19 protein-coding genes are annotated in these 23,188 nt (G+C 54.2%); 6 read left to right on the plus strand and 13 right to left on the minus strand.

What is annotated here, in order from left to right; genetic code table 11:
• Positions 1-37 precede the first annotated feature (37 nt).
• The 3 genes from EAW52_RS02150 to aspA all read right to left on the minus strand — a co-directional run bounded on the left by EAW52_RS02150 (position 38) and on the right by aspA (position 4,283).
• Positions 38-1,036, minus strand: a complete 999-nt coding sequence (locus EAW52_RS02150; RefSeq protein WP_122041243.1) for an asparaginase — start codon at positions 1,034-1,036, stop codon at positions 38-40.
• On the minus strand, positions 1,033-2,448 hold the full coding sequence (locus EAW52_RS02155) for a sodium:alanine symporter family protein (protein WP_122041244.1): 1,416 nt from the start codon (positions 2,446-2,448) through the stop codon (positions 1,033-1,035). The genes EAW52_RS02150 and EAW52_RS02155 overlap by 4 nt, the downstream gene beginning before the upstream one ends.
• A gap of 404 nt (positions 2,449-2,852) precedes the next feature.
• The gene (gene aspA / locus EAW52_RS02165) at positions 2,853-4,283 is read right to left on the minus strand and encodes an aspartate ammonia-lyase (protein WP_122041245.1); all 1,431 of its coding nucleotides are present in this window, start codon (positions 4,281-4,283) and stop codon (positions 2,853-2,855) included.
• A 168-nt stretch (positions 4,284-4,451) separates the two neighbouring features.
• Between aspA and EAW52_RS02170 the strand changes: the two genes are divergently transcribed.
• From EAW52_RS02170 to EAW52_RS02190, 5 genes are all read left to right on the plus strand, one after another.
• A complete protein-coding gene (locus EAW52_RS02170) occupies positions 4,452-5,360 on the plus strand; it encodes a LysR substrate-binding domain-containing protein (protein WP_010796297.1) in 909 nt (302 codons plus the stop codon).
• 207 nt (positions 5,361-5,567) lie between these two features.
• On the plus strand, positions 5,568-6,059 hold the full coding sequence (gene purE / locus EAW52_RS02175; RefSeq protein WP_122041246.1) for a 5-(carboxyamino)imidazole ribonucleotide mutase: 492 nt from the start codon (positions 5,568-5,570) through the stop codon (positions 6,057-6,059).
• Complete coding sequence (locus EAW52_RS02180) at positions 6,059-7,141, plus strand: 5-(carboxyamino)imidazole ribonucleotide synthase (protein WP_122041247.1); 1,083 nt, start codon at positions 6,059-6,061, stop codon at positions 7,139-7,141. Before purE ends, EAW52_RS02180 begins: the two co-directional genes overlap by 1 nt.
• Before the next feature lie 141 nt (positions 7,142-7,282).
• A complete protein-coding gene (locus EAW52_RS02185) occupies positions 7,283-7,531 on the plus strand; it encodes a GlsB/YeaQ/YmgE family stress response membrane protein (protein WP_019367491.1) in 249 nt (82 codons plus the stop codon).
• 75 nt (positions 7,532-7,606) lie between these two features.
• Complete coding sequence (locus EAW52_RS02190) at positions 7,607-8,158, plus strand: DUF3299 domain-containing protein (protein WP_122041248.1); 552 nt, start codon at positions 7,607-7,609, stop codon at positions 8,156-8,158.
• A 52-nt stretch (positions 8,159-8,210) separates the two neighbouring features.
• Here EAW52_RS02190 and EAW52_RS02195 read toward each other — a convergent pair whose 3' ends face one another.
• Positions 8,211-8,588, minus strand: coding sequence for a glutaredoxin (locus EAW52_RS02195; RefSeq protein ID WP_010796292.1), 378 nt, complete (start codon positions 8,586-8,588; stop codon positions 8,211-8,213).
• Positions 8,589-8,783: 195 nt separating this feature from the next.
• Between EAW52_RS02195 and EAW52_RS02200 the strand changes: the two genes are divergently transcribed.
• A complete protein-coding gene (locus EAW52_RS02200) occupies positions 8,784-9,458 on the plus strand; it encodes a uracil-DNA glycosylase family protein (RefSeq protein ID WP_122041249.1) in 675 nt (224 codons plus the stop codon).
• 11 nt (positions 9,459-9,469) lie between these two features.
• Here the strand turns inward: EAW52_RS02200 and EAW52_RS02205 are convergent, their stop codons facing one another.
• The 9 genes from EAW52_RS02205 to tssK form a co-directional block, all read right to left on the minus strand.
• A complete protein-coding gene (locus EAW52_RS02205) occupies positions 9,470-9,982 on the minus strand; it encodes a hypothetical protein (protein WP_162997567.1) in 513 nt (170 codons plus the stop codon).
• Between the two features lie 76 nt (positions 9,983-10,058).
• Positions 10,059-10,727: a hypothetical protein gene (locus tag EAW52_RS02210; RefSeq protein ID WP_162997568.1), complete on the minus strand. Its 669-nt coding sequence runs from the start codon at positions 10,725-10,727 to the stop codon at positions 10,059-10,061.
• A 71-nt stretch (positions 10,728-10,798) separates the two neighbouring features.
• Positions 10,799-13,477, minus strand: a complete 2,679-nt coding sequence (locus tag EAW52_RS02215; protein WP_122041252.1) for a hypothetical protein — start codon at positions 13,475-13,477, stop codon at positions 10,799-10,801.
• 49 nt (positions 13,478-13,526) lie between these two features.
• Positions 13,527-15,557: a type VI secretion system tip protein VgrG gene (locus EAW52_RS02220; protein WP_122041253.1), complete on the minus strand. Its 2,031-nt coding sequence runs from the start codon at positions 15,555-15,557 to the stop codon at positions 13,527-13,529.
• Between the two features lie 141 nt (positions 15,558-15,698).
• Positions 15,699-16,685: a serine/threonine-protein kinase gene (locus EAW52_RS02225; RefSeq protein WP_122044699.1), complete on the minus strand. Its 987-nt coding sequence runs from the start codon at positions 16,683-16,685 to the stop codon at positions 15,699-15,701.
• Between the two features lie 11 nt (positions 16,686-16,696).
• The gene (locus EAW52_RS26170; protein WP_177411887.1) at positions 16,697-17,425 is read right to left on the minus strand and encodes a PP2C family serine/threonine-protein phosphatase; all 729 of its coding nucleotides are present in this window, start codon (positions 17,423-17,425) and stop codon (positions 16,697-16,699) included.
• Positions 17,426-20,959 carry a type VI secretion system membrane subunit TssM gene (gene tssM / locus EAW52_RS02230; protein ID WP_177411888.1) on the minus strand — a complete coding sequence of 1,178 codons (3,534 nt, stop codon included), beginning with the start codon at positions 20,957-20,959 and terminating at the stop codon, positions 17,426-17,428.
• Positions 20,960-20,978: 19 nt separating this feature from the next.
• Positions 20,979-21,854, minus strand: coding sequence for a type IVB secretion system protein IcmH/DotU (gene icmH / locus EAW52_RS02235; protein ID WP_122041254.1), 876 nt, complete (start codon positions 21,852-21,854; stop codon positions 20,979-20,981).
• Between the two features lie 2 nt (positions 21,855-21,856).
• Entirely contained in the window at positions 21,857-23,188 is a 1,332-nt protein-coding gene (gene tssK, locus EAW52_RS02240) for a type VI secretion system baseplate subunit TssK (protein WP_122041255.1), read from the minus strand.

The raw sequence follows: 23,188 nt of genomic DNA on the forward strand, positions 1-23,188 counted from the left end.
TAAAAAAAGGGCCCTTTGGGGCCCTTTTTCGTATGGCTTATTCGCCAAGCTCGCCGCAGAGATCCTGCTGCAGCCAGTGGTTGACCTGTTCAGGCGCTAAGCCCGAGCCAATCAGCACCTGCAGTTTGGCGACAGCCGCCTCGCGTGTCATGCCGCCACCCGACACAACGCCGCAGGCACGCAGCTTGTTGCCTGCCTCGTAGACATCGAGTTCGACGCCCCCTTCGTGGCACTGCGTGACGGCAAGCAGTACAACGCCCTTGGCAGACGCTTCGCTCAGGCTGGTCAGGAAGGCGTCATTGTCGCTGGGACCTGTTCCGCTGCCATAGCATTCGAGCACCAGGCCCTGCACGCCGGTACCTACAAGGGCAGATACGTGCTGAGCCGAGACGCCCGGAAACAGCGGTAGAACCGCTACTTGGGCAACCTGTCTGGCTTGGCCTGCCTTTAGCTCGGCGGGTACAGCCTGACGTGGTTGGGCCAGCCGCTGGCGCGCGAGTGTCTTGAATGGATGACGGCCAAAGCTGCGAATCTTGCTGCAGCGGGCCGCATGTAACAGCTCGCCGTGAAAGTAAACGTGCACGCCCTGGGGGGCACCGTCTGCAAGCGTCTGCAGGGCACCGTCCAGGTTTTCCCAGGCGTCGCTGTCCGGTACGCCAGCCGGAAGCATCGAGCCTGTCAGTACAACAGGAATATCGAGCCCCAGCAGGTGAAAACTCATTGCCGCCGCGGTGTAGGCCAGCGTATCGGTTCCATGCAGCACCAGTACGCCGGTGTAGCCCTGTTCGGCTGCCTCGACTATAGCTGCACTGAGCGCTAGCCAATAGGTTGGCGTCATGTTGGCGCTGTCCATCAGAGGCAGCACCTCCCGGAATTGCCACTCCGGTAACGCCCGCTCAGGCGCCTGGGCCAGAAAGGCACGCATGCGTGCCTCAAAGCCTGAGGCCGGCGCCAAACCGTTTTCGGTGGCCTGCATACCGATGGTGCCGCCGGTATAAAGCACCATCAGGCGTTGTGAGTGACCGGTTTGAATCATGGCTTTGTCATGTCCTTGGCCGAGGCAGAGGCTTTCCAGACCGCCGGATCAAGATCCAGATCGGCAAAGCCTTTGGGGTCGAATGTTGGAACCTTGTTTCCTGCCCGGATCTGACGGTCATAGTCACGCATGATGCGCAGACCCACCTTGAACAGGAATGCCAGGGAGATCAGGTTGACCACTGCCAGCAAGCCCATGGTGAGGTCGGCAAAGCCGAACACGGTAGTCAGGTCTTGTTGTGAGCCCCAGATCACCAGCGCCACCACCAGAACCCGATAGATCATCAGCGCCACGCGGCTTTTGGTGAAGAAGCTCAAGGCATTCTCACCCAGATAATAGTTGTAGATGATCGTTGTAAAGGCGAACAGCAACAGGGCGATACTGATGAAGACACGGCCCCACTCGCCAACCGTCGCGGCCAGTGCCGTCTGGGTCAGAACAACACCGGGGATATCGGCGCCCGGCTCATAGACGCCAGACAGCAGGATGATGAGTGCGGTGGAGGTACAGATGATCAGGGTATCAATGAATACGCTGAAGGACTGCACAACGCCCTGGGCTGCCGGGTGGGAAACTTCCGCTACGGCAGCCACGTTTGGAGCACTACCCAGACCCGCCTCGTTGGAGAACAGGCCACGCTTGACGCCCATCATCAGCGCTGCACCCAGGCCACCGGCAAACGCAGGTTCAAGACCAAAAGCACTGCGTACGATCAGGGTCAACGCCTCGGGAACACGATCAATGTGCAGAACGATTACACCCAGCGCAATGGCTATGTAAGACAGCGCCATTACCGGTACCAGAATGTCGGCTACCTTGGCGATCCGTACCACGCCACCAAAGATGATCAGGGTTATTACTGCCGTGAAGGCCAGTCCAGTAACTAGTGTAGGCAGGCCCAGCGAGTCGGAGAGCGAGGAGGCGATCGTATAGGACTGCAGCGCGCTGAAGCCCAGACCAAACGTCACCAACAGCAGGATCGAAAACAGGATACCCAGCCAGCGCTGCTTCAAGCCATGCTGAATATAGAAGGCAGGGCCGCCCCGGTACAGGCCGTTGCCATCGCTACGCTTGTACAGCTGGGCCAATGCACATTCGAAATAGCTTGTAGCCATGCCTAGCAGAGCTACTACCCACATCCAGAAGACCGCCCCTGGACCACCCAGCGTAACGGCAACCGCAACCCCTGCAATGTTACCGGCACCTACACGGCCCGCCACGCTAAGCATCAGCGCCTGGAAGGAGCTCAGTTGTCCGGGTTTTCGTTGAAAGGCTTCACCAAGGATACCGAACATGCTGCCTAAATAGCGGAACTGCACAAAGCCCGAAAACAAGGTAAAGACAATACCCAGGCCAATCAGGCCGACAATGAGCAGTTTGCCCCAAAGAAAGTCATTCAGGAGATCAAGCATGAGTGCTTTCGCCTAATTGTAGTAATGGAAGCACCTGGGCTCCGGATAATTCCTGGCCAAGGCATTATGTGGGCGAGCGGTAAGCCATCAATGGGATATCCGCTGCCTTCAGTGCCAACCCAAGGGTATGACAGAACCCCTAAATCGCAAGGTGTGCGAGCCGGAAACACGGCAGGCGGCAAGGTTAGCGCGCGTATCATCCAGAAGAGAGCAGAAGAGATCAAATCTAACTGCCTCAAAGGATCTATTGAAACAGTGCTGCTTGTTGCAACGGGCAAGCGGTAAAACACCTGCCTTTGATAACGTATGTGGCTGATAAGCCTGATTTAGAGAGCTTCAAAAAAAAGCGGGCACCCGAGGGCACCCGCTCAAAGCTCCTCACGAGGGGGTGTGAGGAGCGCCGGTTAAGCGTTGAGTTTTTTCGGCGCCAGGCGCGGAGCGATCATGTTTTCCGGGCGCAGAATGTCAGCTAGGGTCATCTCGTCGAGCAGGTTTTCTTCTCGGACCAGCTCCAGCACACCACGGCCGGTTTCCAGCGCCATACGCGCAATACGGGTCGAGTTTTCGTAGCCGATGTACGGGTTGAGCGCCGTGACCAGGCCAATGGAATGCTCCACCAGCTCGCGGCAGCGGTCGACGTTAGCCGTGATGCCATCAATGCAGTGCTCGCGCAGCATGTCCATGGCACGCTTGAGCAGGCGGATCGAGTCAAAGATCTTGTAGGCGATCAAGGGCTCCATCACGTTAAGCTGAAGCTGTCCGCCTTCGGCTGCCAGAGTCAGCGCCAGATCATTGCCGATCACCTCGAAGGCGACCTGATTAACGGCTTCTGGAATAACGGGATTCACTTTACCCGGCATGATCGAACTGCCTGGCTGGCGGGCTGGCAGATTGATCTCGTTGATGCCGGTACGCGGGCCGCTAGAGAGCAGGCGCAAGTCGTTGCAAATCTTGGACAGCTTGACCGCCAGGCGTTTGAGCATGCCGGAGAACAGTACGAAGGCACCCATGTCGGAGGTGGCCTCGATCAGATCGGCGGCAGGCTTGAGCGGTTGGCCACTGATTTCAGCCAGGCTGCGCACGGCCAGGGTTTGATAACCAGGGTCCGCATTAATGCCGGTACCGATAGCCGTACCACCCAGGTTTACTTCGGTCAACAGGTCCGGCGCTATGGTTTTCAATTTGCCCAGATCCTCGCCCAGCGTAGTAGCGAAGGCACGGAACTCCTGGCCGAGGGTCATCGGTACAGCGTCCTGAAGCTGGGTACGACCCATCTTCAGAACACTGGCAAATTCCACCGCCTTGCCTGACAGCGACTCGATCAGGCTCTCCAGGCTGGAAAGCAGGGTGTCATGGCCCAGCAGCAAACCCAGGCGAATCGCTGTTGGGTAGGCATCGTTGGTGGACTGCGCCATGTTTACATCATTATTCGGATGCAGGTATTTGTACTCACCCTTGCCATGGCCGAGGATTTCCAGCGCCACGTTGGCGATAACCTCGTTGGCATTCATATTGGTGGACGTACCCGCGCCACCCTGAATCATGTCCACCACGAACTGTTCGTGGTATTCGCCGTTGATGATCTTGGTACAGGCCATCACGATGGCTTCGTACTTGTCTCCCGGCAGATAGCCCAGGCGATAGTTCGCCTCGGCAGCGGCCTGCTTCACCATCGCCAGTGCAACGACCAGCTTGGGGTAGTGAGACAGCGTAACGCCGGAGAGGCGGAAGTTGTTGACCGCACGCAGCGTCTGAATGCCGTAATAGGCTTCAGCGGGGACTTCGAGGGTACCAAGCAGATCTTTTTCGAGGCGAGATAATGCAGATTCGGACATGATAGGGGATCACTTCCCGGTGGGTGGCAAAAGCCTGATGCGTTATACAATAAGGCTTCCAGCCAGACGCTGACCAATGCTGTATCGGCGCACCCTATGCCGAAATTGCATATGATGTGATGTGACGCGTCAGGATCGGCAGACGTATCCATCCCCTCGAGTATGACCATGAACCTTGAACTGAAATGGCTTGAAGACTTTATTGCCCTGGCTGCTACCCATAGTTTTTCCCAGGCAGCCGAACGCCGCTTCGTGACTCAACCTGCGTTCAGCCGACGCATTCGCAGCCTGGAGCAAAGCCTGGGGCTGACCCTGATTGACCGATCGCGTACACCAGTATCGCTGACCGAGTCCGGACAGCTCTTTCTGGTCACCGCGCGCAGTGTGGTGGAGCAGCTTGGCGAAGTGATCCGCCACCTTCATCACTTGGAAGGCGGGCAGGGCGAGGTGCTGCAATTTGCGGCGGCACACTCCCTGGCGCTGGGGTTCTTTCCGGGATGGATTGCTCGTCTGCGAAGCGAAGGGCTCAACATTGCGAGTCGTCTGATTGCCACCAACGTCGGCGAAGCGGTTCATGCCTTGAGGGAAGGCGGCTGCGATCTCATGATGGCTTTTTACGATCCCGACGCCGCCTTGCAGATGGATCCGGAGATCTTCCCTTCTATTCATCTGGCGCTGACCTCAATGCTGCCCGTGTGTGCAGCCCGGGAAGATGGCTCGCCGTTGTACGACCTGGAGAGTGGGCAGAACTTTCCCTTGCTTGCCTATAGTGCCGGGGCCTTTCTCGGGCGCTCGGTCAATTTGCTGCTACGTCAGCGCAAGCTGCGCTATACCACTGTCTACGAGACGGCCATGGCCGATAGCCTCAAGAGCATGGCCTTACAGGGGCTGGGCATTGCCTGGGTTCCGCATCTGAGTGTGACCGCCGAGCTCTCCCGGGGAGAGCTAGTACCCTGTGGCGGTGAGCAATGGCAGATTCCACTGGAGATTCGCCTGTATCGCTGCTCGCTCGTGCGCAAGGCAGCGGTGAGGCTGTTATGGCGCAAGCTCGAAGCAGGCGCCGGGACGACTGCATGAAGTGCCTCTGGACAGGCAGCCAGACATGAAATAACCCGTCGCTATAAAAGGTCGTTCAACCCCTTTGTCCGGTCTGGCTTTACGGTATACTCAGTGGCCCCTGAGGCCGGTCTACATACCGGTCTGCATATACAAGCCACGTGCGGTCCTCCGACGTGGCTTGTTGGTTTCTGATGCGCCTGCGGGCGCCTGACAAGAGGCACGACGATGAGCGCACTCGTAGGCGTGATCATGGGCTCCAAGTCCGACTGGTCTACCTTGAGCCACACCGCCGACATGCTGGAAAAGCTGGGCATTCCCTTTGAAGTGAAGGTGGTCTCTGCCCACCGTACTCCCGACCTGCTGTTCCGGTACGCTGAAGAAGCGGCAGGGCGCGGCATCGAGGTCATCATTGCAGGCGCAGGCGGTGCTGCACATCTGCCAGGTATGTGTGCAGCCAAGACGCATTTGCCTGTACTGGGCGTGCCGGTGCAGTCTTCCATGCTGTCAGGCGTCGACTCACTCCTGTCGATCGTACAGATGCCCGCGGGCATTCCTGTCGCCACCCTGGCCATCGGCAAGGCGGGCGCTATCAACGCGGCGCTGTTGTCGGCCAGTATTCTGGGCGGCAAGTACCCCGAGTATCACGAGGCGCTGAATCGCTTCCGTGAGGAGCAGACGCGTACCGTTCTGGACAATCCGGATCCGAGGGAAGCCTGATGAAAATCGGAGTCATCGGTGGTGGCCAACTGGGCCGCATGCTAGCGCTGGCGGGTACTCCGCTGGGTATGGATTTTGCGTTTCTGGACCCTGCTCCGGATGCCTGTGCTGCCGCATTGGGCGAGCACATTCGAGCCGACTACAGCGACCAGGACCACCTGCGTCAGCTGGCGGATGAGGTCGATCTGGTCACATTCGAATTCGAGAGTGTGCCCGCTGAAACCGTCGCGTTCCTATCCCAGTTCGTTCCGGTTTTTCCCTCGGCGCAAGCCTTGCGTATCGCCCGTGATCGCTGGTTCGAAAAAACCATGTTCAAGGATCTGGGCATCCCAACGCCTGAGTTTGCCGACATCCAATCCCAGGCTGACCTTGACGCTGCCGCCGCACGCATCGGTCTGCCGGCTGTGATGAAGACACGTACCCTAGGGTATGACGGCAAGGGTCAGAAGGTCCTGCGCAGCCAGGCGGATGTCGAAGGCGCCTTTGCCGAGCTGGGTAGTGTACCGTGCATTCTTGAAGGCTTTGTGCCGTTTACTGGCGAGGTCTCATTGATTGCCGTACGTGCTCGTAACGGCGAGACACGTTTCTATCCACTGGTACACAACACCCACGAAAGCGGAATCCTGCGGCTGTCTATTGCCAGTACAGACCATCCCTTGCAGGCGCTGGCGGAGGACTACGTAGGCCGTGTACTCGACAAGCTCGATTATGTCGGCGTGCTGGCGTTCGAGTTCTTTGAGGTCGATGGTGGGCTGAAGGCCAATGAAATTGCTCCCCGTGTGCATAACTCTGGTCATTGGACCATCGAGGGTAGCGAGAGCAGCCAATTCGAGAACCATTTGCGCGCTGTAGCAGGTCTGCCGCTGGGTTCAACCGCGAAGGTTGGTGAGAGCGCCATGCTCAACTTCATCGGCAAGGTCCCGGCCGTGGAGCAGGTTCTGCAGATCGATGATTGCCATCTGCATCACTATGGCAAGGCGTTCAAGGCGGGCCGCAAGGTTGGCCACGCCACATTGCGCTGCAGCGATGCGGCTACATTGAGGGCACGTATTGCTGACGTCGAAACCCTGATTAAAGCGTGACCGAAACGGACCCTTTCTTCAAAAGGGTCCAAGTTCCGCTTCGCTTCATAAAAAATTCGCTGAACCCCTGCGTTTTTCTTGCTGTCGGATTAAGCAAGCGGCACATGCCGTATCGAGCAAACCACAGAAGGGGAAAGATTCATGGGTATTATTGGAACCATCATCATCGGCCTCATCGTTGGCTTGATCGCACGTTTCCTCAAGCCTGGCGACGACAGCATGGGTTGGATCATGACGATCATCCTAGGTATCGTCGGCTCGCTGGTTGCCACCTATGGTGGTCAGGCTATCGGTATCTACCGTGCAGGTGAGGGCGCCGGTTTCATTGGAGCAGTCGTCGGTGCCGTTATCGTCCTGTTTATCTGGGGTATGGTGACCAAGCGTCGCTGATTTCCCGTCCGGGCAGTTGGGTTCAACGCCAAGAAGCTTCACACTAGTGCAACCCAACTGTCCGACACTTCTACCATGCGCTATCTCATCCTCGCCGTACTGCTTCTTTTTTCCCAGATTACAACTGCCGTAGCCCGAGAAGGCGAGCCGCCTGAGACTGATTGGCTGGCCCTCATGCCAGAATCGGATCGCAAGGCACTGGAGGACATGCCCGAGATCACCCATGACACGCCCGAATTACCAGGCGGTTTTGAGAGCAAGGGCGGACTCAAGCAAAAAGACAGCAACCTGCCGGCCGTCATGCACTCCACGCGCACAGTGGCTGCCATGAATGGGAAGACAATTCGCCTGGGCGGTTATCCGGTTCCGCTGGAAAGCAACAGCAAAGGCAATTTCACTGAATTTTTCCTGGTGCCCTATCCAGGTGCCTGTATCCACGTTCCACCGCCACCGCCTAACCAGATCGTACTGGTGCGCTTTCCAAAGGGCGTTCCTTTACCGGATATCTACGAGCCTTATTGGGTTATTGGGGCGATGAAGATCGAAAAAGTGGATAACGACCTGGCCGAAGCCTCATATGCCATCGACGCCACCACAGTCCGTAAAGTAGAAGAAGCCGATCTGTAATCAGAGCAAGTGATAAAGCTATAAAAAAGCCCGACGTGATCGGGCTTTTCATTTAGCGGCTCGCTGGCGCGAAACGTTTGTTCAGATACGCAATGATATCGTTGGACTCATACATCCAGGCGGTACGGCCTTCTTCCTCGATCCGGAGGCAAGGCACCTTGATACGTCCGCCACCTGCCAACAAGGCCTCACGGTGCTCCGGATCCTTCTTGACGTCACGCAGAGCAATGGGCAGGTTCAGCTTGTGCATGGCTCGGCGCGTCTTTACGCAGAATGGACATGCCTGAAACTGATACAGCGCAAGTCCGGCTGTTTGCTCTTCTACCTGCTTCTGCGCCTCGGCGCTTCGCTTGAGCTTACGCGGGCGTGTCAGCAGATCCAGCCCAACAATGGTTTGGCCCAGGCCAATTCGCAGCGCCTTGATCAACATGTATGGCTATCCCTATAGATGTGAGGCGGGGGAGTTTACTCCATTGCACCGTAACGGAACGGCAATTGGTCGGCGTGAAGCTGCTATCGATGCGATTGAGAAAATGGGTATGGGGCGGAGCGCTACCCGAATCCATGAATTCTTTGCCTTTCTGATCGGTCACATAAACAAGAAGCCGATTACGAAGGAAATCCTATGCCCCTCGACCCGAAGATGCAGCAAGCCTTTCGTGAGATCGCTAGCACCATTGAAGGCATCGATACAGAGGTCTATGAGAAGTACCAAAAGGATCCGCTAGAACCCATTATTGGCTTGGGGCGTAAGGATGCGCCTATTGGCTTCTTTGGCCGAGACCCCGGGCGGGACGAAGTTAAATACGGTGAGCCCTTTATCGGCGCAGGCGGGCAGATCGCTCGCAAGGTTATTTATGAGCATTTGCACGGTCAACCCATGCCAGACTTCAACGCAGGTCGCTCCTTGAGCCAGAAATTTTTCTGGGCCAACACCGTGCCGTATAAGCCCATCGGCAATAAAGCCTGGTCCGAAAAGATCAAGAAACGCTTTCTCCCACTCATGCGACAGTTATTAATCGAGCAGTGGCATGGCCGCACCATCATCACTTTCGGCCGCGAGGCCTTTCTCTGGTTTGCCATCGATCAACCCAAGGAAGAGAAACAACGCCTAGAAGCCTTCTGGAAAAGCGAAGATCGTTTTACAAACCATACCGAGGTCACGCTGACGGCAGAGGAAGGGAAAGGGCACGTGTTTACGCTATACCCACTTCCACATCCCTCGCCCTTGAATCAGGCATGGTTTGATAAGTTTCCGGATTTGTTAAATAAAAGACTAAGACTTTTATTTAACAAATAATTTTATTTAGTTTAATTTTTAGATGGCCTGTACTTTTTTCGCTCTTTGTCGTACTCCCATACTTGAGGTTCGGTTTTAGGGTTTTTTCCGTTATATATTATGCTTCCATCCCCGGCCCTCTTATAGGCTAAGAATACTATACGTTTGTATTCTCCTTTTGTGAGGGTTTTTTCATTTTCATCTAGTTTGAATCCAGAAAAGTAGTCACCGCCAGCGTTAGCCAGAAAACCATGGCATTGTATAAGTACATTATAAGTTCTATCGCGGCTTGAGCCCTCGCTAGAGTAAGATTCAAAAATATAGTCCTTATTTCCATCGCCATTAAGATCGCCCACCTCGTGAGTCTTTCCATCCCCTTTCAAAAGATCATTTGAATCTATTGTTGTTAATGTATCAACGCTGATGTCATCATTAATCCAATGAGATATAAAGCTTTTGGGTCCTGTGTAAATTTTGCAAATATTTTGATCGGCAGAATAAGCTAATGGTGACAGAATTGATAAGATTAATATCGTGAATCTCATGGTAGCCATATGACCTTATAAGTACCCTTAAGCGCTTCAATAAATATCATTTTGATTTCTGATAGAAGCTTTGTACTTAAGTGGCTTTAATGTCTTTATCACATTCTTCTTGAGCCAGTATGCTTAACTCAGATTTATCAAATTTTTTAGTTTTTATTATGTTGTTTTCTTCCCAGACCTCTACATATTGAGGTTGATTTGATTTGCTTTTTTCATATAAAACAAAAATTTTTCCTTTTAAAAATCTATGGCATTTATTGTTTTGAGTGTTCCTTATTTGAAAGATCGGTAAGTTATTTTCTAAGTCATCAATTTTATTGTATTTAAGATATAGCCCAATGTTTTCTATATGACCTACGTTAATGGTTAAAGGTTTGTTTTCTTTTAAAATTTGATTTATGTCAATTTTGGAAGTTTCTTCTTGCCATTGATTTGAGTATGAAAACCCTAGATCTAAATAATCCTTTGAGAGCTTCTTGTCGAGTCCACATATCCCTTTTTTTATGCTTACGCCGTTTGTATTACTTCTTGCTTCAACGTAAATGCAATCAATTAATAATTCAGTTTTATTTTTATTTAAAGTGAAGTACATGTCAGAGCTGCTGCTTGCATATAATGCTGGTTTTCCATTGATATTTATTAAATCTCGATAGATGCCATCTTTTTCGCCTAAAAAATCTTTATATATACTAGCTTTGGTGGTGCTGTTTAGTCCTAAGGGTTCAGGGTCTGTATGCTTTGTCATTTCGCTGCATTGACATGTTGTATATATAAAGAACTGGAGGAATATTAATACAGAATTAAAGATTGTTTTCATTAAAAAGTCTCTGGAATATTAGATGATAATCTAAGTATTTTTTCGAATCTAGCGGCATAAGATGCAATTTTTTGATTTTGATCTGTGCCGTTTATAACATGTCTTGCGCCTAAGTAATCTATGCCTGCGGAGTTTAAGTAATTATTTATTTTTGCCCCTGAAAAAACTCCTTCTTTCATGCCCCATATCATAATAGGAACAGAGTATTTGAACTCCGCTGCCAAATCAGGGTTGGATACAAAATCAACAGAAAATTGCTCCGTTGCTTTTCTGTAGTTTTTCTTCCAAGTTAAATGAACGCATCCTCTTCCTCTGTATTTATAACCGTCACCTTCGCTAGTATTTTCATTTGCTAAAGCTCGATTTTTAAGTCTTTCTGACTCTGCAAGTACAGGGTCATATTGGTTAAAATATGCATAATTTCCTATTTCAGGTTTTTTACTGAAAAATTCTTGATCTATCCAGTTCCAAGATTCATGTCTAGCCGTAGCCAACATATAAGATATTTCGAATAAGTTTGGTTTTTCAGTATGATCTTCGTAGTATAAGTTTATATTATTTATAAGTTCCTTTAAGTTTTCTCTTGAGCTTTCACTGAATAATGGGGTTCCGATAGCAAAAGCGCTATGTTCAGAAGCGTAAGCTTCTATAAAACTTTCAACATTTATTAGGGTTTTCTTATTATTAAAGTTTTTAATTAATCCGATCGGGTGTATATGCCATGCCTGTCCATCAGAGTGTAATGTGTTTATTGCGTTCCACCAACTCAAGTTTTTAATTCTATCTTTTTCTGTTGTCCAGTTTTGTTTGGCTTCTTCAGAGAAATTCATTAAAGTATCTATTTCATTCCACTTAAGACTGTTCCAAAGCCATTCGCTTTCATAGCAAGCTATTATTTTATAAATTGACTGAGCATTCCAAGGGAGAGCTAAAGCAGCCTTGATCTCTTCAGAAGAAAGCCTTTTATCATTGTTAGTGTCTATAATGTCATATAGGCGCTTTTTGATTGGGCCATTATCTGAAAGATCGATACGTGCCGCATAATCTGCCTGCTCGCTCTCATCTAGCTGGCCCGAATTATCAAAGTGGCAGGCTAGATGGTCCAGGTTGCACGGCGTCTCGCTAATAAAGTCAAATCCTTCCCATTCCCAAGGACTGTGACGCGTAGTAAGTTCGGACTGTTCTGTAAGCCATCCACTAATTCTGTTTCCCTGCTGGTCCGCTAAGATATTATCTAGGCGCCACCAAGTTCTAGTTTTGCTAGTTGTACTACCCGGCGATGTCTCGGTTACAGTGATCTTTCGATCTTGAGGGTAATTATTGAGTGCCTCAAGATTAAAAATCATGTCTACTCCAATTACCGTCCCTGTATCCGAAAGCTTGGGAGGATTAGACGCGCTAATATCAGAGCGATGACTTATTAATTTACTAGCCCCCTTATGAATCTTAAGTAAATTCTTTTTATCATCAGGAAGGCTCGCTGCTGCAGCTTTGGTTTTTTCTATGAACGCAGGGACGTCTTCGCAGCTGAACACTTCCAAATGGAGCATGGGTTCAGCAGCAGTATCGTCGTGGTTTTGATAGATACCTAAATGTCCTATGATTTCTCCGGCCCTTATAGAGTGGGGCGAATCCAGAACATGAATATCATTTAGCGTAGGTGGGGTTCTACTAGCCTGTAGACATTCTTTATATACATAGCCGCTAATATTCTTTATACAGTCTTCTTTAAGGGGGGCGATGTTTTGACCTGAAACAAATTCCTTGATCTTGCAATAACGACCAGTATCTGATTCCAAAGTAAAGGTTACATCTGCAGGTATTAGCCCTGTAAGCAGACTTTTATCTGCACCTGTAGCAGCCTTACGTATATTTAGTCCTTTTTGTGGTGCCAGTGTCGGCTCAGTATCATTAGCCTTGACGCCAACCAAACGCTCATCTGAAACATCGGTATGGTCAAGCTGGCCCTCAAATACCCAGCACTCCTCATCCAGATTAATGGCGGGTAACGCTTGTCCTTCCAAGATACTAATCAAGCGGTACCATTTATTATTGGTCGCGCTTTGCTCACCTAGCTTAACTCTAGTGCCCTTAGGTAGGACAGCCTTAATCTGGCCGTTTCTAGGTGCTGTGCGTACTCGTAGCCCCTTAACCACGTCAGTCGCTTTATCCGCCTTTACGCTATATACGGCTTTGTTAAGAAAGTTAGGCGGTGTAGGTGCGTTTTCTTTTGTATAACCTGCCCAATCCAATAGATGCATGTACAGGCTGTAAAAGATTAAAGAGGGTTGTTCTGTTGGGGTATTGGTAGCGTTTGCTTGTTCATTTAATTTAGGCAGCTCTAATTTATGTCTGACCAGAACGAATCCGGTAGAAAATAATTTTTCACCACTGCTGAAATTTGACTTTTTGTATGTGTCGTCGATTCGATAAGCAACCACTTCACCATCTGCAATGCAGCGGATGGCAGATTGATCTAGAGAGGCGGCAGTACCACTGTCGAAATGGACACCACCATGCCATAAACCATTTTTACCAATCGGATAATAGCCGCCCTTAGCTTTCGCCAGAGCATCAAAGTACTGTAGTGGGTCAGTTACGGGCTTACTGGATTGGCCTTCTTCTCCCTTTAAGTTAAAGGGATAGCTCCACTTTTGAACGCTACTTAATTCTGTCACTTGTATTACCTACAATCCATGTACTATCTGATAGGTTTGCTTGTTTCTATCAGCTAGAGAAATTCAACATTCGTTTGGGCTTGCGTTTAATCTTTTCGGATTCGTTTACTAAGGTTTGAGTGAGTAATGCCCCAGCCTTATCCACATCCGCCTCGCCCGGTAAGCGGGGAAGCTCAATCGCAATACCTGAGCCGTTACTGGCTGAGCCACCCGCGTTGATTTTGGCCATGGGACCAATGATCGTGACGCCGCTGGGGTCTAGCTTGATGAAGCTACCGCCTGCCTTTAGGGTAAGTTCGATCCCTGCTTCGATGACCATTTTTTGACCGGCTTTCAGGTGGATTTCCCGGCCAGCTTGGGTGAGCTGGGCTGTTCCCAGTTGGATATGCTGGTTTTGCCCTACGGTGAGGTGGTCGTTGGTCTTGACCTCAACCTTGCGGTCCGCATCCGTGGTGCGGTGCTCCTCCGCCTTGTATTCCGTGTAGCTGTTGGCCTCGACAATGTCGTGTCGCTCATGCCCTACGCGGATCTTCTGGTCGTGCTCGATGTTCTCGTCCCAATCCCGCTGAGCATGAACATAGATCTGCTCCTGGCCTTTCTTATCCTCAATGCGCAGCTCGTTATAGCCACCGCCGCCCGGTGTGCTCAGGGTCTTGAAAACGCTGCGGGTCTTGTTGGCGGGCAGGTCATACGGCACCTGATGTTCCATGTGGAACAGGCAGCCCGTGACCAGGGGCTGGTCCGGGTCGCCCTCTAAAAACGTGACCAGTACTTCCATGCCGATGCGAGGAATGGCGATGCCGCCGTAGCGATCGCCCGCCCAGCTGGACGAGACGCGCAGCCAACAGCTGGTCTGCTCGTTGGCCTGGCCTGCACGGTCCCAATGAAACTGCACCTTGACCCGACCGTACTCATCGCAATGGATCTCTTCGCCCTTGGGTCCAGTGACCACAGCGGTCTGGCTGCCCAGGATCTTGGGCTTGGGATGCTCAAGCGCAGGACGGAAGGGTACGTCCCAGGGCGTCGCTGTGAAGCGGTTGCGGTAGCCCTGGGTAAAGCCGTCGTGCTTGTCCACATCGCTGGTAACCGACTCTTCCAGCACCTGGGGCTGCTTGCCTTCATGCCAGAGGCCGGTGAGTAGCCAGAGCTGGTTCCAGTCACGGCGGGGATGCTCGGACAGTTCCAAAAAGTGGCCGGTCACCAGCTGGGGTTGATCGCTTTCACCTTCGGCCAGCTGATAGTCGCTGCGGTGACGTTCAAGGGCGCGCTGGGCGAGATGCTTACCGCGGGTGCGATCGGTAAAGCGACCCGGGTAGTCATAGTCTTCCAGGTCGGGCTTGGCCTCGCTCTTGTAGGCGGCCTCCATGCGCAGTCGCGGCTGCTCAAAGTCATAGTTGCGGCGCGAGACACGGGCGGTACGGGTTTCCAGGCGTACGCCAAAGCGCTTGACCACCGGCTCGTCTGCCACCAGACCGGAGCCCTGCACATAGGCAGTGGGTGGGGTCAGCCTGGGAAAGCCGGTCTGGTCATCGCCAAACACCAAGACGTGGTTATCCTGGGTATGCTCGAAGTGATAGTGCAGGCCTTCCTCTTCGCAGAGCCGCTGAATGAAGTGCAGGTCGGTCTCATCGTACTGGACGCAATACTCGCGAGGCGGATAGACCGTTGGCCCCAGCTGGAAACGGTAGGCGTCCGCCAGGATGCCGTGGTCTTCCAGCACTTGGGCAATGATCTGCGGAACGGTGAGCTTCTGGAAGATGCGCTGGTTGGTACGGTGCGCAAGATAGGCCAGACGCGGCACCAACACGACGTGATAGCGAGTCAGACGCTTGCCGGCATCGCCTTGGCCGATCTGGTAGAGCTGACCATGCACGCCGTTACCGCTGGGCGAGAAGGCCAGAAAGGCGCGCTGATGCAGCAGGGCCTCAAGGTCGAGGTCGGGGCGTTCGCTGACCAGTTCGAGGTCAAAGCGAAAGGGCTGGCTGATCGACTCCTGTCCTGTAAAACTCAGGACTTGGAAGTCGGTATCAACGCCATCCAGAACCAAAGAAAAATGCGTTTCGTTGGCTGCGAAAAACACAGGCGCCTCCTTGCGTCTGAGAGGGAGCGAATCATGTGATCTAGTCGGCTTTTACTCAAGCCCGCCGCTCAACGAAACAGTGATTGCTTCACGTTTCTTGAGCAGCAGCCGACATAAGTCAGCGTTGTGGCTACGAACGGTCTAGGCGGACTGGCGAAGACCCAGCCAGCGACCCAAGGTAGAGGCCTGTTTAACATGGCGAAAACCCTCCAGCAGACCATTAGCATCGATCTGACGATCGGGCTCTGTGAACTGCAGCCCCGTTCGCAACGCTTGCCAGCACGACTTTGGTAGTTGGGCAGGAGTTGTGAGTTCTATTTGCATGGCACGTGCCTGTTTCGCACTGAGGCGCCGATAGGGATGTTGACCAGTGGCCAATTCATACAGGACACAGGAAACGGCATATACATCAGCCGAGGGCGTCAACGGTGCTCCATCCAACAGTTCAAGGGAGGCATAACGTGGTGTCCAGGCGGTAAAGCGGCTTCGCGAGAGGCGGGGCAGGCCGGGCAGCACGCCTTCTACCGGCTGACCAAGACCGAAGTCGAATAGGCGAAGGCCGTCTTCGGCCAGGATGACATTGCTTGGCTTGATATCACCATGCAGAACTCCCTGACTATGGGCAAAGGCCAAGGCCTCCAATAGTGGAATGGCAATGTCTCGTAGCGCTTCCCAGCCCAGGCCTTGTGGATGGTCACACAGCAATTTGTCCAGGGTCAGACCCCGGAGCATTTCCAGAGTTATGTAGGCACGCTCGCTTTCCCGATCAATATCGAAGCCGTGCAGACGAACAATATGGGGGTGTCGGAGGCGGGTTGTCAGGGCGAACTCGCTGTAGAGCAATGCACTGGCATCGGGATATTCCGCAAAGTCCTCGCTCAACGTTTTGATGGCTACAAAGGGTTCGGGGTCACCATACTGTTCGCGCATCAGGTCGCGTGCGCGGTAAACCGCGCCCATACCGCCTACACCTAATAGGCGCTCCAGTTTGTAGCGTCCGCTGAGCACATCGGGTAACGGCTTTATGCCGTGAGCCTTGGGCAGGGTTTCCGATGCGGAAGGGGTTTTGTTGGCGAAGGCGAAATAGGTCAGCTCGTCTTCGGCAGCTGCCGCGTTGAGTTCGTCCATGAGGTACATCCTTATTCCTGTCGACGGATGACGATGGCGGTCAGGTTGTCGCGTGCGGGGCCTAGCAAGGCAGTATCGAAAAGCCGCTCCAGGGCAACCTGGGCAGACGGCAGGGACAGCGCCGCACCGATCGCGTTCTGACTGATTCCTTTGTACAGGCCATCACTACAGAGAAGCACACTGTCGCCCGGCATCAAGTTGAATTCAAGAATGTCGAGCGCCAGCGTTTCATTGGCACCTATCGCCTGGGTAAGGGCGTGGGCTGCAGGATGGCGAGCAGCCTGTTCTGGCGTCAGTCTTTCTTCATCGATCATCCGCTGTCGTACCGAATGATCCTTGGTAAGTTGATAGAGCCTACCGCTACGCCAGAGATAACACCGGCTATCACCCGCCCAGACGCAGGCCGCACGCTCTTCGTCGCACAGCAAGACGACTACCGTGCTTCCAATAATGGTGTCCGTCTGGTCGGCCATGACCGTAAGTTCCTGGTTCAGCCGCCGGTTGAGCCAATGAAGGCACTGGCGGATCTGTTGCAGGCGTTCATCGAAGCCTGCGCCTACGGGGAGCTCTGCCAAGCTTTCGATAATGAGGCGGCTGGCCAGATCACCTTGGCTATGACCGCCCATGCCATCTGCAACAGCCCAGAGACCTTGCTCAGGGCTGTCTAGAAAGGCATCTTCGTTACGCGCTCGTACCTTGCCGGCATCGGTACGGGCTGCGCTGCGCCAACCGTCACTCATTTAGAGTGACGCCGGCAGTTTGAAGCCGCGCAGGTTGCCCACGTCGAACGGATTCGGCGAACGCTGGCTGAGCAGCAGATAGCTGGCATGTAGACCTTCCAGATCTGCCTTGACCATGAGGGCGTCCCGGCTGCCGTTCTGCTCGATCTTCATGGCATCCAGCATACGGAACAGGGACCAGGGACCGCTGTTCTGCTCGACACCCACACGGCGACCATTGAGCTCCTCCAGCACGAGGCTGACGCGGCTCTCGTCATTCTCGGCGGGCCAACGGAACGCTGTCTGCACGATCGGGCCATGACGGTATTCCATCTGGTTGTTACCGATGCGCAGGTTGGCACGGGTCAGACTGGAATCCAGTGAGTAGGGCTCAAGCTTGAACATGACCTGCGGCTCCGCCGGGTTCTCGGCAAAGAAGCTGCGGCGAATCGTCTGGACCCGACCCATCTGAGCCAGGAACTCGCGGGACAGCGGCAGGCTGTGCCCGTCGATGCTACGCAGACGGTAGTTACCAGAATCACCACTGACGAAAGGCTTCAGGTAGCTGTCAAAGAATTTGTCCGCAACGCCCTGCATCTTGAAGAACTCACGGAAGTCCGCAATGGCGACATCGCTCTCGCTGTCAGCTTTAAAGGGATACCGCTTGTTCAAAGCATTGTTGTAGAACGAATACATCTCGCTCTGGTAGCGCTGGTTCAGGTAGTCATAGGCATCGTTAAGCACCATCATCCAGCTGTCGTCCGCCAGCAGGCTCAGCCAGTTGTTTACCGGCTGCGGCAAGCGATTGGCCGCGTTGCGCAGGCTATTGATGGCATCCCGTTGACCCGCCATGCGATCACGTGCCATTTCAAAAGCGGCCTGCTCGGGCGCGCTGGCATGGGCAAGCCCTGCCATTTGCAGCTGAAGGTCGTTCAGTGCAGCCATGACCGGAACCATATCGGCCGCTGGGCCGCCGTTATCGTCCAGCAGGCGATGCAGTGGCTCGAAGCGTTTCTGTAGCGCTTTCTTGGCCGTATCCGGCAGGTTCTTGGCTAGCGCGTCGCCTGCCTTATCGGCAGCCGCGCTGGCCAGTGCAGCGGCTTTGGCCAGCTTCGCATTACCCTTTGGTGCGGCCTCTGCAAGGGCAGCCGCTGCATCGTTGCCGCCAGACTGGAAGCGGGTGTTGTCGCGAATCTCATTGAGTACTTGCAACAGCGGTGAGTTGGAGGCTGTCAGCGCTGAGAGCTGCATGGCACCCTGATTCGCATCGCCAATCGGAGCCAGTACCAGCTGAGTGACTGCTTCGCTCCAATAGTTGGCGTAGTCGTTGAAGTACAGCTGTTCCAGCTCAACCATCAGGCGCTTAAGGTCCATACCGGAGAGACCGTCGCTTTCGCCCAGTACCCAGTTGTCTTCAATGATATTGCGGACCAGGTTGATGCCTTGGGTCGTAAATGTCTGCTCGTAACCCTTCTGCGTGTAGAAGCCGGGAATAGCATAGTCTGCACCGCCGTACACGGCACCCTGCGGACCCAAGTGTTGGCTGAAGCGGTATGCCGGCAGGCTGCTCGCCTGATCACGCAGCATGCGGTACACCACGTTGGCCAGTGATTCGCTACGCAGGATCTGACGGGCCTGGGCAACGAGTGCATCGTTTAGCGGATAGCGGGTAAAGGATTGCTCCAGGAGGCGGGCAAAGTGGGAGTTGAGCCCATTCTGGACCACGGTGTCACCGCTGTAGCGGGTCGACCAGTCAGCTGCTACCCAATCTTTCAGGAATCCATTGTCGCGCCGTTCTTCCAGGTTCAGCATCAGGTAGGCACGCAGACTGCCTAGCAGGCGTTCCCGGTCGTTGAGGTTGGCATGGATCTGCTCTTCCAGCTGGCGCGCCACACGGGGTAGCAGCTGATCTACCAGTTCCTGATGATAGGCCTGTTGCAGGGTTGGACGAGCCTTATTGCCCTGATACAGACCGCTGCGTTCATGCAGTGCTACATCGCTGGCGGCTGGAAAGACATTGGCTGCGGCATAGGCGCTATCCAGGGATTTCAACGCTGCCATGGCATCATCGGAGGGTGCCAGCGTCTTGTGCTGATCAGTCAGCTGCTGACCAAGGGTACGCAACTGTTCGAGACGGTCATGGTTTGCACTGAATCCTGTGGCCCACAGTACACCGAACATACCCAGGCAGGCGGCAGCGCCTGCATAGAGACAGCGCTGGCCCCAACTGATACGCGACGTTTCACGCTGATCCAGACCTGCCAGGTCGGCCTCAGGAAAGATGACGCGACTGAGCAGCTGGTGGATAAAGCGAGAGTGGCCGGTGCGATAGGTAGGCAGGGCATTGCTGGGCAGGCCCAGGTTACGGCCGATGTTCATTGTGCTGGGGTCAAGGCTGTTGACCAGCTGTGGCGCACTGGTGAGGTAGAAGCCACGTAGCTGGCTGGCACGCTGGTAACGGTTGCCGGAAAACGCCAGTTCGACGAACAGGCACAGACGCTCACCGATCAATGCCAGTTGGTGAGGAAAATCGAGGATACGACCACGGCGCAGGGTATCGCGCTCCTGGTGGATACGCTGAATGACCTGCGTATTCAGACGGCGCAGCAGTTCTTCGAACTCCTGGCGAACCACTGCCGCGTCTGTAGCATTTTGTTCCTTGCGGAAGCTGGTACCAAAGACCTGCTCGCTTTCCTCGCGGGAAAGCTGGTCGAAAAACTCTTCAAAGCCCAGCACTTGGTCTGCTTTGCTCAGGACAAGGTATACCGGAACGTCGACCTTCAGCTGCTGATGGATATCGTGCAGACGAGCACGAATCTGGCGGGCCAGAGTTTCCAGTTCGATCTCAGTACCATTCAATAGCTGATCGACCGGTACGGTAACCAACACACCATTCAGCGGACGTGCGCGGCGACGGCGACGCAGCAAGGTCAGCAGCATTTGCCAGGTGCTGGCATCTACAGCGGCATCCGGCTGGCTGAGGTAGCGGCCTGCGGTATCGACCAGGACACCGTGATCGGCAAAGTACCAGTCGCAGTGGCGGGTGCCGCCGACATCCTTGGTCAGGCGGTTGGCGTCACGGTTAAGCGGAAACTCAAGGCCGGAGAAATCCAGAAGGGAGGTCTTGCCACTGCCTTGAGGGCCAATCACCAGATACCAAGGCAATTCCTGTTTCCAGCGCTCGCTACGGGCGCGGTACAGGCTGGAGCTTTTCAACGTTTGAAGTGCATCCTTGAAACGACTGCGCAGCTCCTGCTGTTCCTCGGTGATCTGCTCGTGGCGACGCAGGCGCTCCTGGCCGTCTTCGGTCTCGAGGGCGCGCTTTTTACGCACGCCACTACGCCAGCTGACGAATACAATGAAGAGGCCCCAGCAGAGGAACAAGGCGCTGAGTGTGACAAGCCGCGTGGTAGCCGGTGCCCAGAATTTATGATCGGCAACGGCCAGCAATGGCCCGACAAACCAGACCAATAAAGCCAGAACCAAAACCAGGGTCAGACTCCAGACCCAAGTCTTACGGAAAATAACCGCCAGATTGCGGAAGAACTGTTTCATTGCGCAAACATCCCTGTCGTCACGTATTTGGCTCGGCCATCTTGGCCGTAGTCAGCTGCTCGTATGGCTGCAGCACGCTTTCGCGTTGTTCGCCCAATACCCAGGCGAAGCCACCGTATAACACACCCAGGCACATTAGGGTGAACAAGGCGACCAACCACCACGGAACAATGCGTACAAGGCTGCGGCGACCATCCTGCAAACCTTGCCAGTGGGGCGACAGCTCACGGGGAATATCACCACGCAGCTGACGAATCTGCCGGTAAACGCTGTCGCGGATCGCTTCAAGTTCCAGCATGCCGCGGGGCAGGACCCGATACTTGCCCTCAAAACCCAATGCAAGACACAGGAACATGAGTTCAAGCATCTGGAGGTGTTTGACGGGGTTGCGCGTCAGACGCTCCAGCAACTGGAAAAACTTCTCGCCACCAAAGGTCTCGTTGTGAAAGGTGCTCAGAAGGCTCATTTGAGACCATTCGCTTTCATTGCCCCACGGTGTTGTGACCACGGCTTCGTCGATGACGGTGCACAGCACATAACGCGCTGCCATGACCTGGCCGCTTTCAGCGCCTTCGCCAAAGGCTCGATGCTCGAACAGTTTGATGGCAGTCGTAAGGCGCTCTTTCAGGGCGTACAGGTCTTCGGCGTGATAGCTGTGCTTTAACTGAACTACTTCGGACAGCAGGCCGGAGGCGGCAGCAATCAGCGGGTTCACGCTCAAGTTGAAGCTTTCCGCCGGACGCAGGCGGGCCGCATAGATCATTCGCTCTTCCAGCTGCTCGACGCGAGGCGAGTCGGCAAAATCGGTTAACGGATTGTGGGCCGAGCTCGCCGTACCCTGGCGGCTCAGCACAACGGTTTTATCATCCTGACCGTAATCGTGATCCTTGATCATCGTCAGCTCCTGACTGCCCAGAATTTGAGTTCGAGCCCGGGGAAATCACCGGACACGTGAATGGCGAAGCCGCCCGACTGCTCCAGCTGCGCCTGTTCGTCGGCGCTGAGTTCGAGGGCGAAGTAGGTTTTGCCGGAATGGAACGGAATCTGCCGCGGCGCAACGGGCATGGGCTTGATCCGGATGCCGGGCAGGTGCAGGTTGACCAGCTGGCGGATACGCTCGACCGGGCCGATCTTCAGATGAGCCGGCAGGCGCTGGCGTAGCTCTTCCGAGTCGCACTGCGCACTGGCCGCCAGCACGAAGGAGGCGGAGGTGATGAGACTGTGGTCGTGCAGTGGCGATACCTGAATGCCGTACTGACGTTGTTGCAGGATCAGTTCGACCGCATGCTGCTCCAGCACCATCGACAGGACATGGCGCAGCGAATCCATTAGCTTGCGAAAGCTCTGGGCCTGATCGCTGTGCTGATAGCGGTTATCCAGACGCGGGCGCTTGGTTTCGTTGGAGAAGGTGGCCAGTTCGCCTAGAAGACCGAGCAGTTCGCGGAAGATCAGTTCGGGATGCAGCTGCTCAAGCGTGAGGTAGTGGCGCAGGGTTGGCTCGTAGCGATTGATCAGCTGAAGCATCATGAAGTCGCCTACTTCCGCGGTGCCTACCTTGCCGGTGGCGCGGATACGCTCGGCCAGGATATCGCCCCGGTGGGCCAGCATGCTGATGACTTCCTTCAGGCAGGACAACAGGTAGTCCGAAGCATGAACATGAAGATAGGTGGGGGTGAAGTCGCCATCCAGGCTGATGACGCCATCCGGCGTTGTGTCCAGCACTTCGCAGACCTTGAGCTTGACGAAGGCTTCGTCATTGGATCGCTCGCCGAGCAGTAGCTTGAAGTCCGGGCGGCCACAGCTGACCTGACTGATAATGCTCTCGCCAGCGTTCGAGTCAGCCACTTCCGCCTCATAGGCACGGTAGCGAGCCAACACATCCTTCTGCTCGGGACGGCGTGTCTCGACATGGTTGCCCGTGACCAGCGGCAGGGCTAGATACGCGGAGGTGCTACTAGTATTGGCGGGAATGTCCAGTGCCAGGGGCTCGCCCTCGCTGGTCAGCTCAAACAGCGTGCCATCCGGCAGAACGCCGGAGGCCTGGCTGATCACAAGTTTGCCCATGCTCAGAAACTGGCGATCAATGACCAGATTGAAGAAACCCCAAGCATAGCTGCCCAGTTGGCGTGTACGTGCCTTCAATTGATCATCGTGATACCGATCGCTTTGCTGGAAGTGCTGTGGGCGCAGCAGCATACCTTCCTGCCAGATCACTTTATGTGCAGTCAT

It is taken from the genome of Pseudomonas sp. LTJR-52 (assembly GCF_003691465.1).
Taxonomy (GTDB): domain Bacteria; phylum Pseudomonadota; class Gammaproteobacteria; order Pseudomonadales; family Pseudomonadaceae; genus Chryseomonas; species Chryseomonas luteola.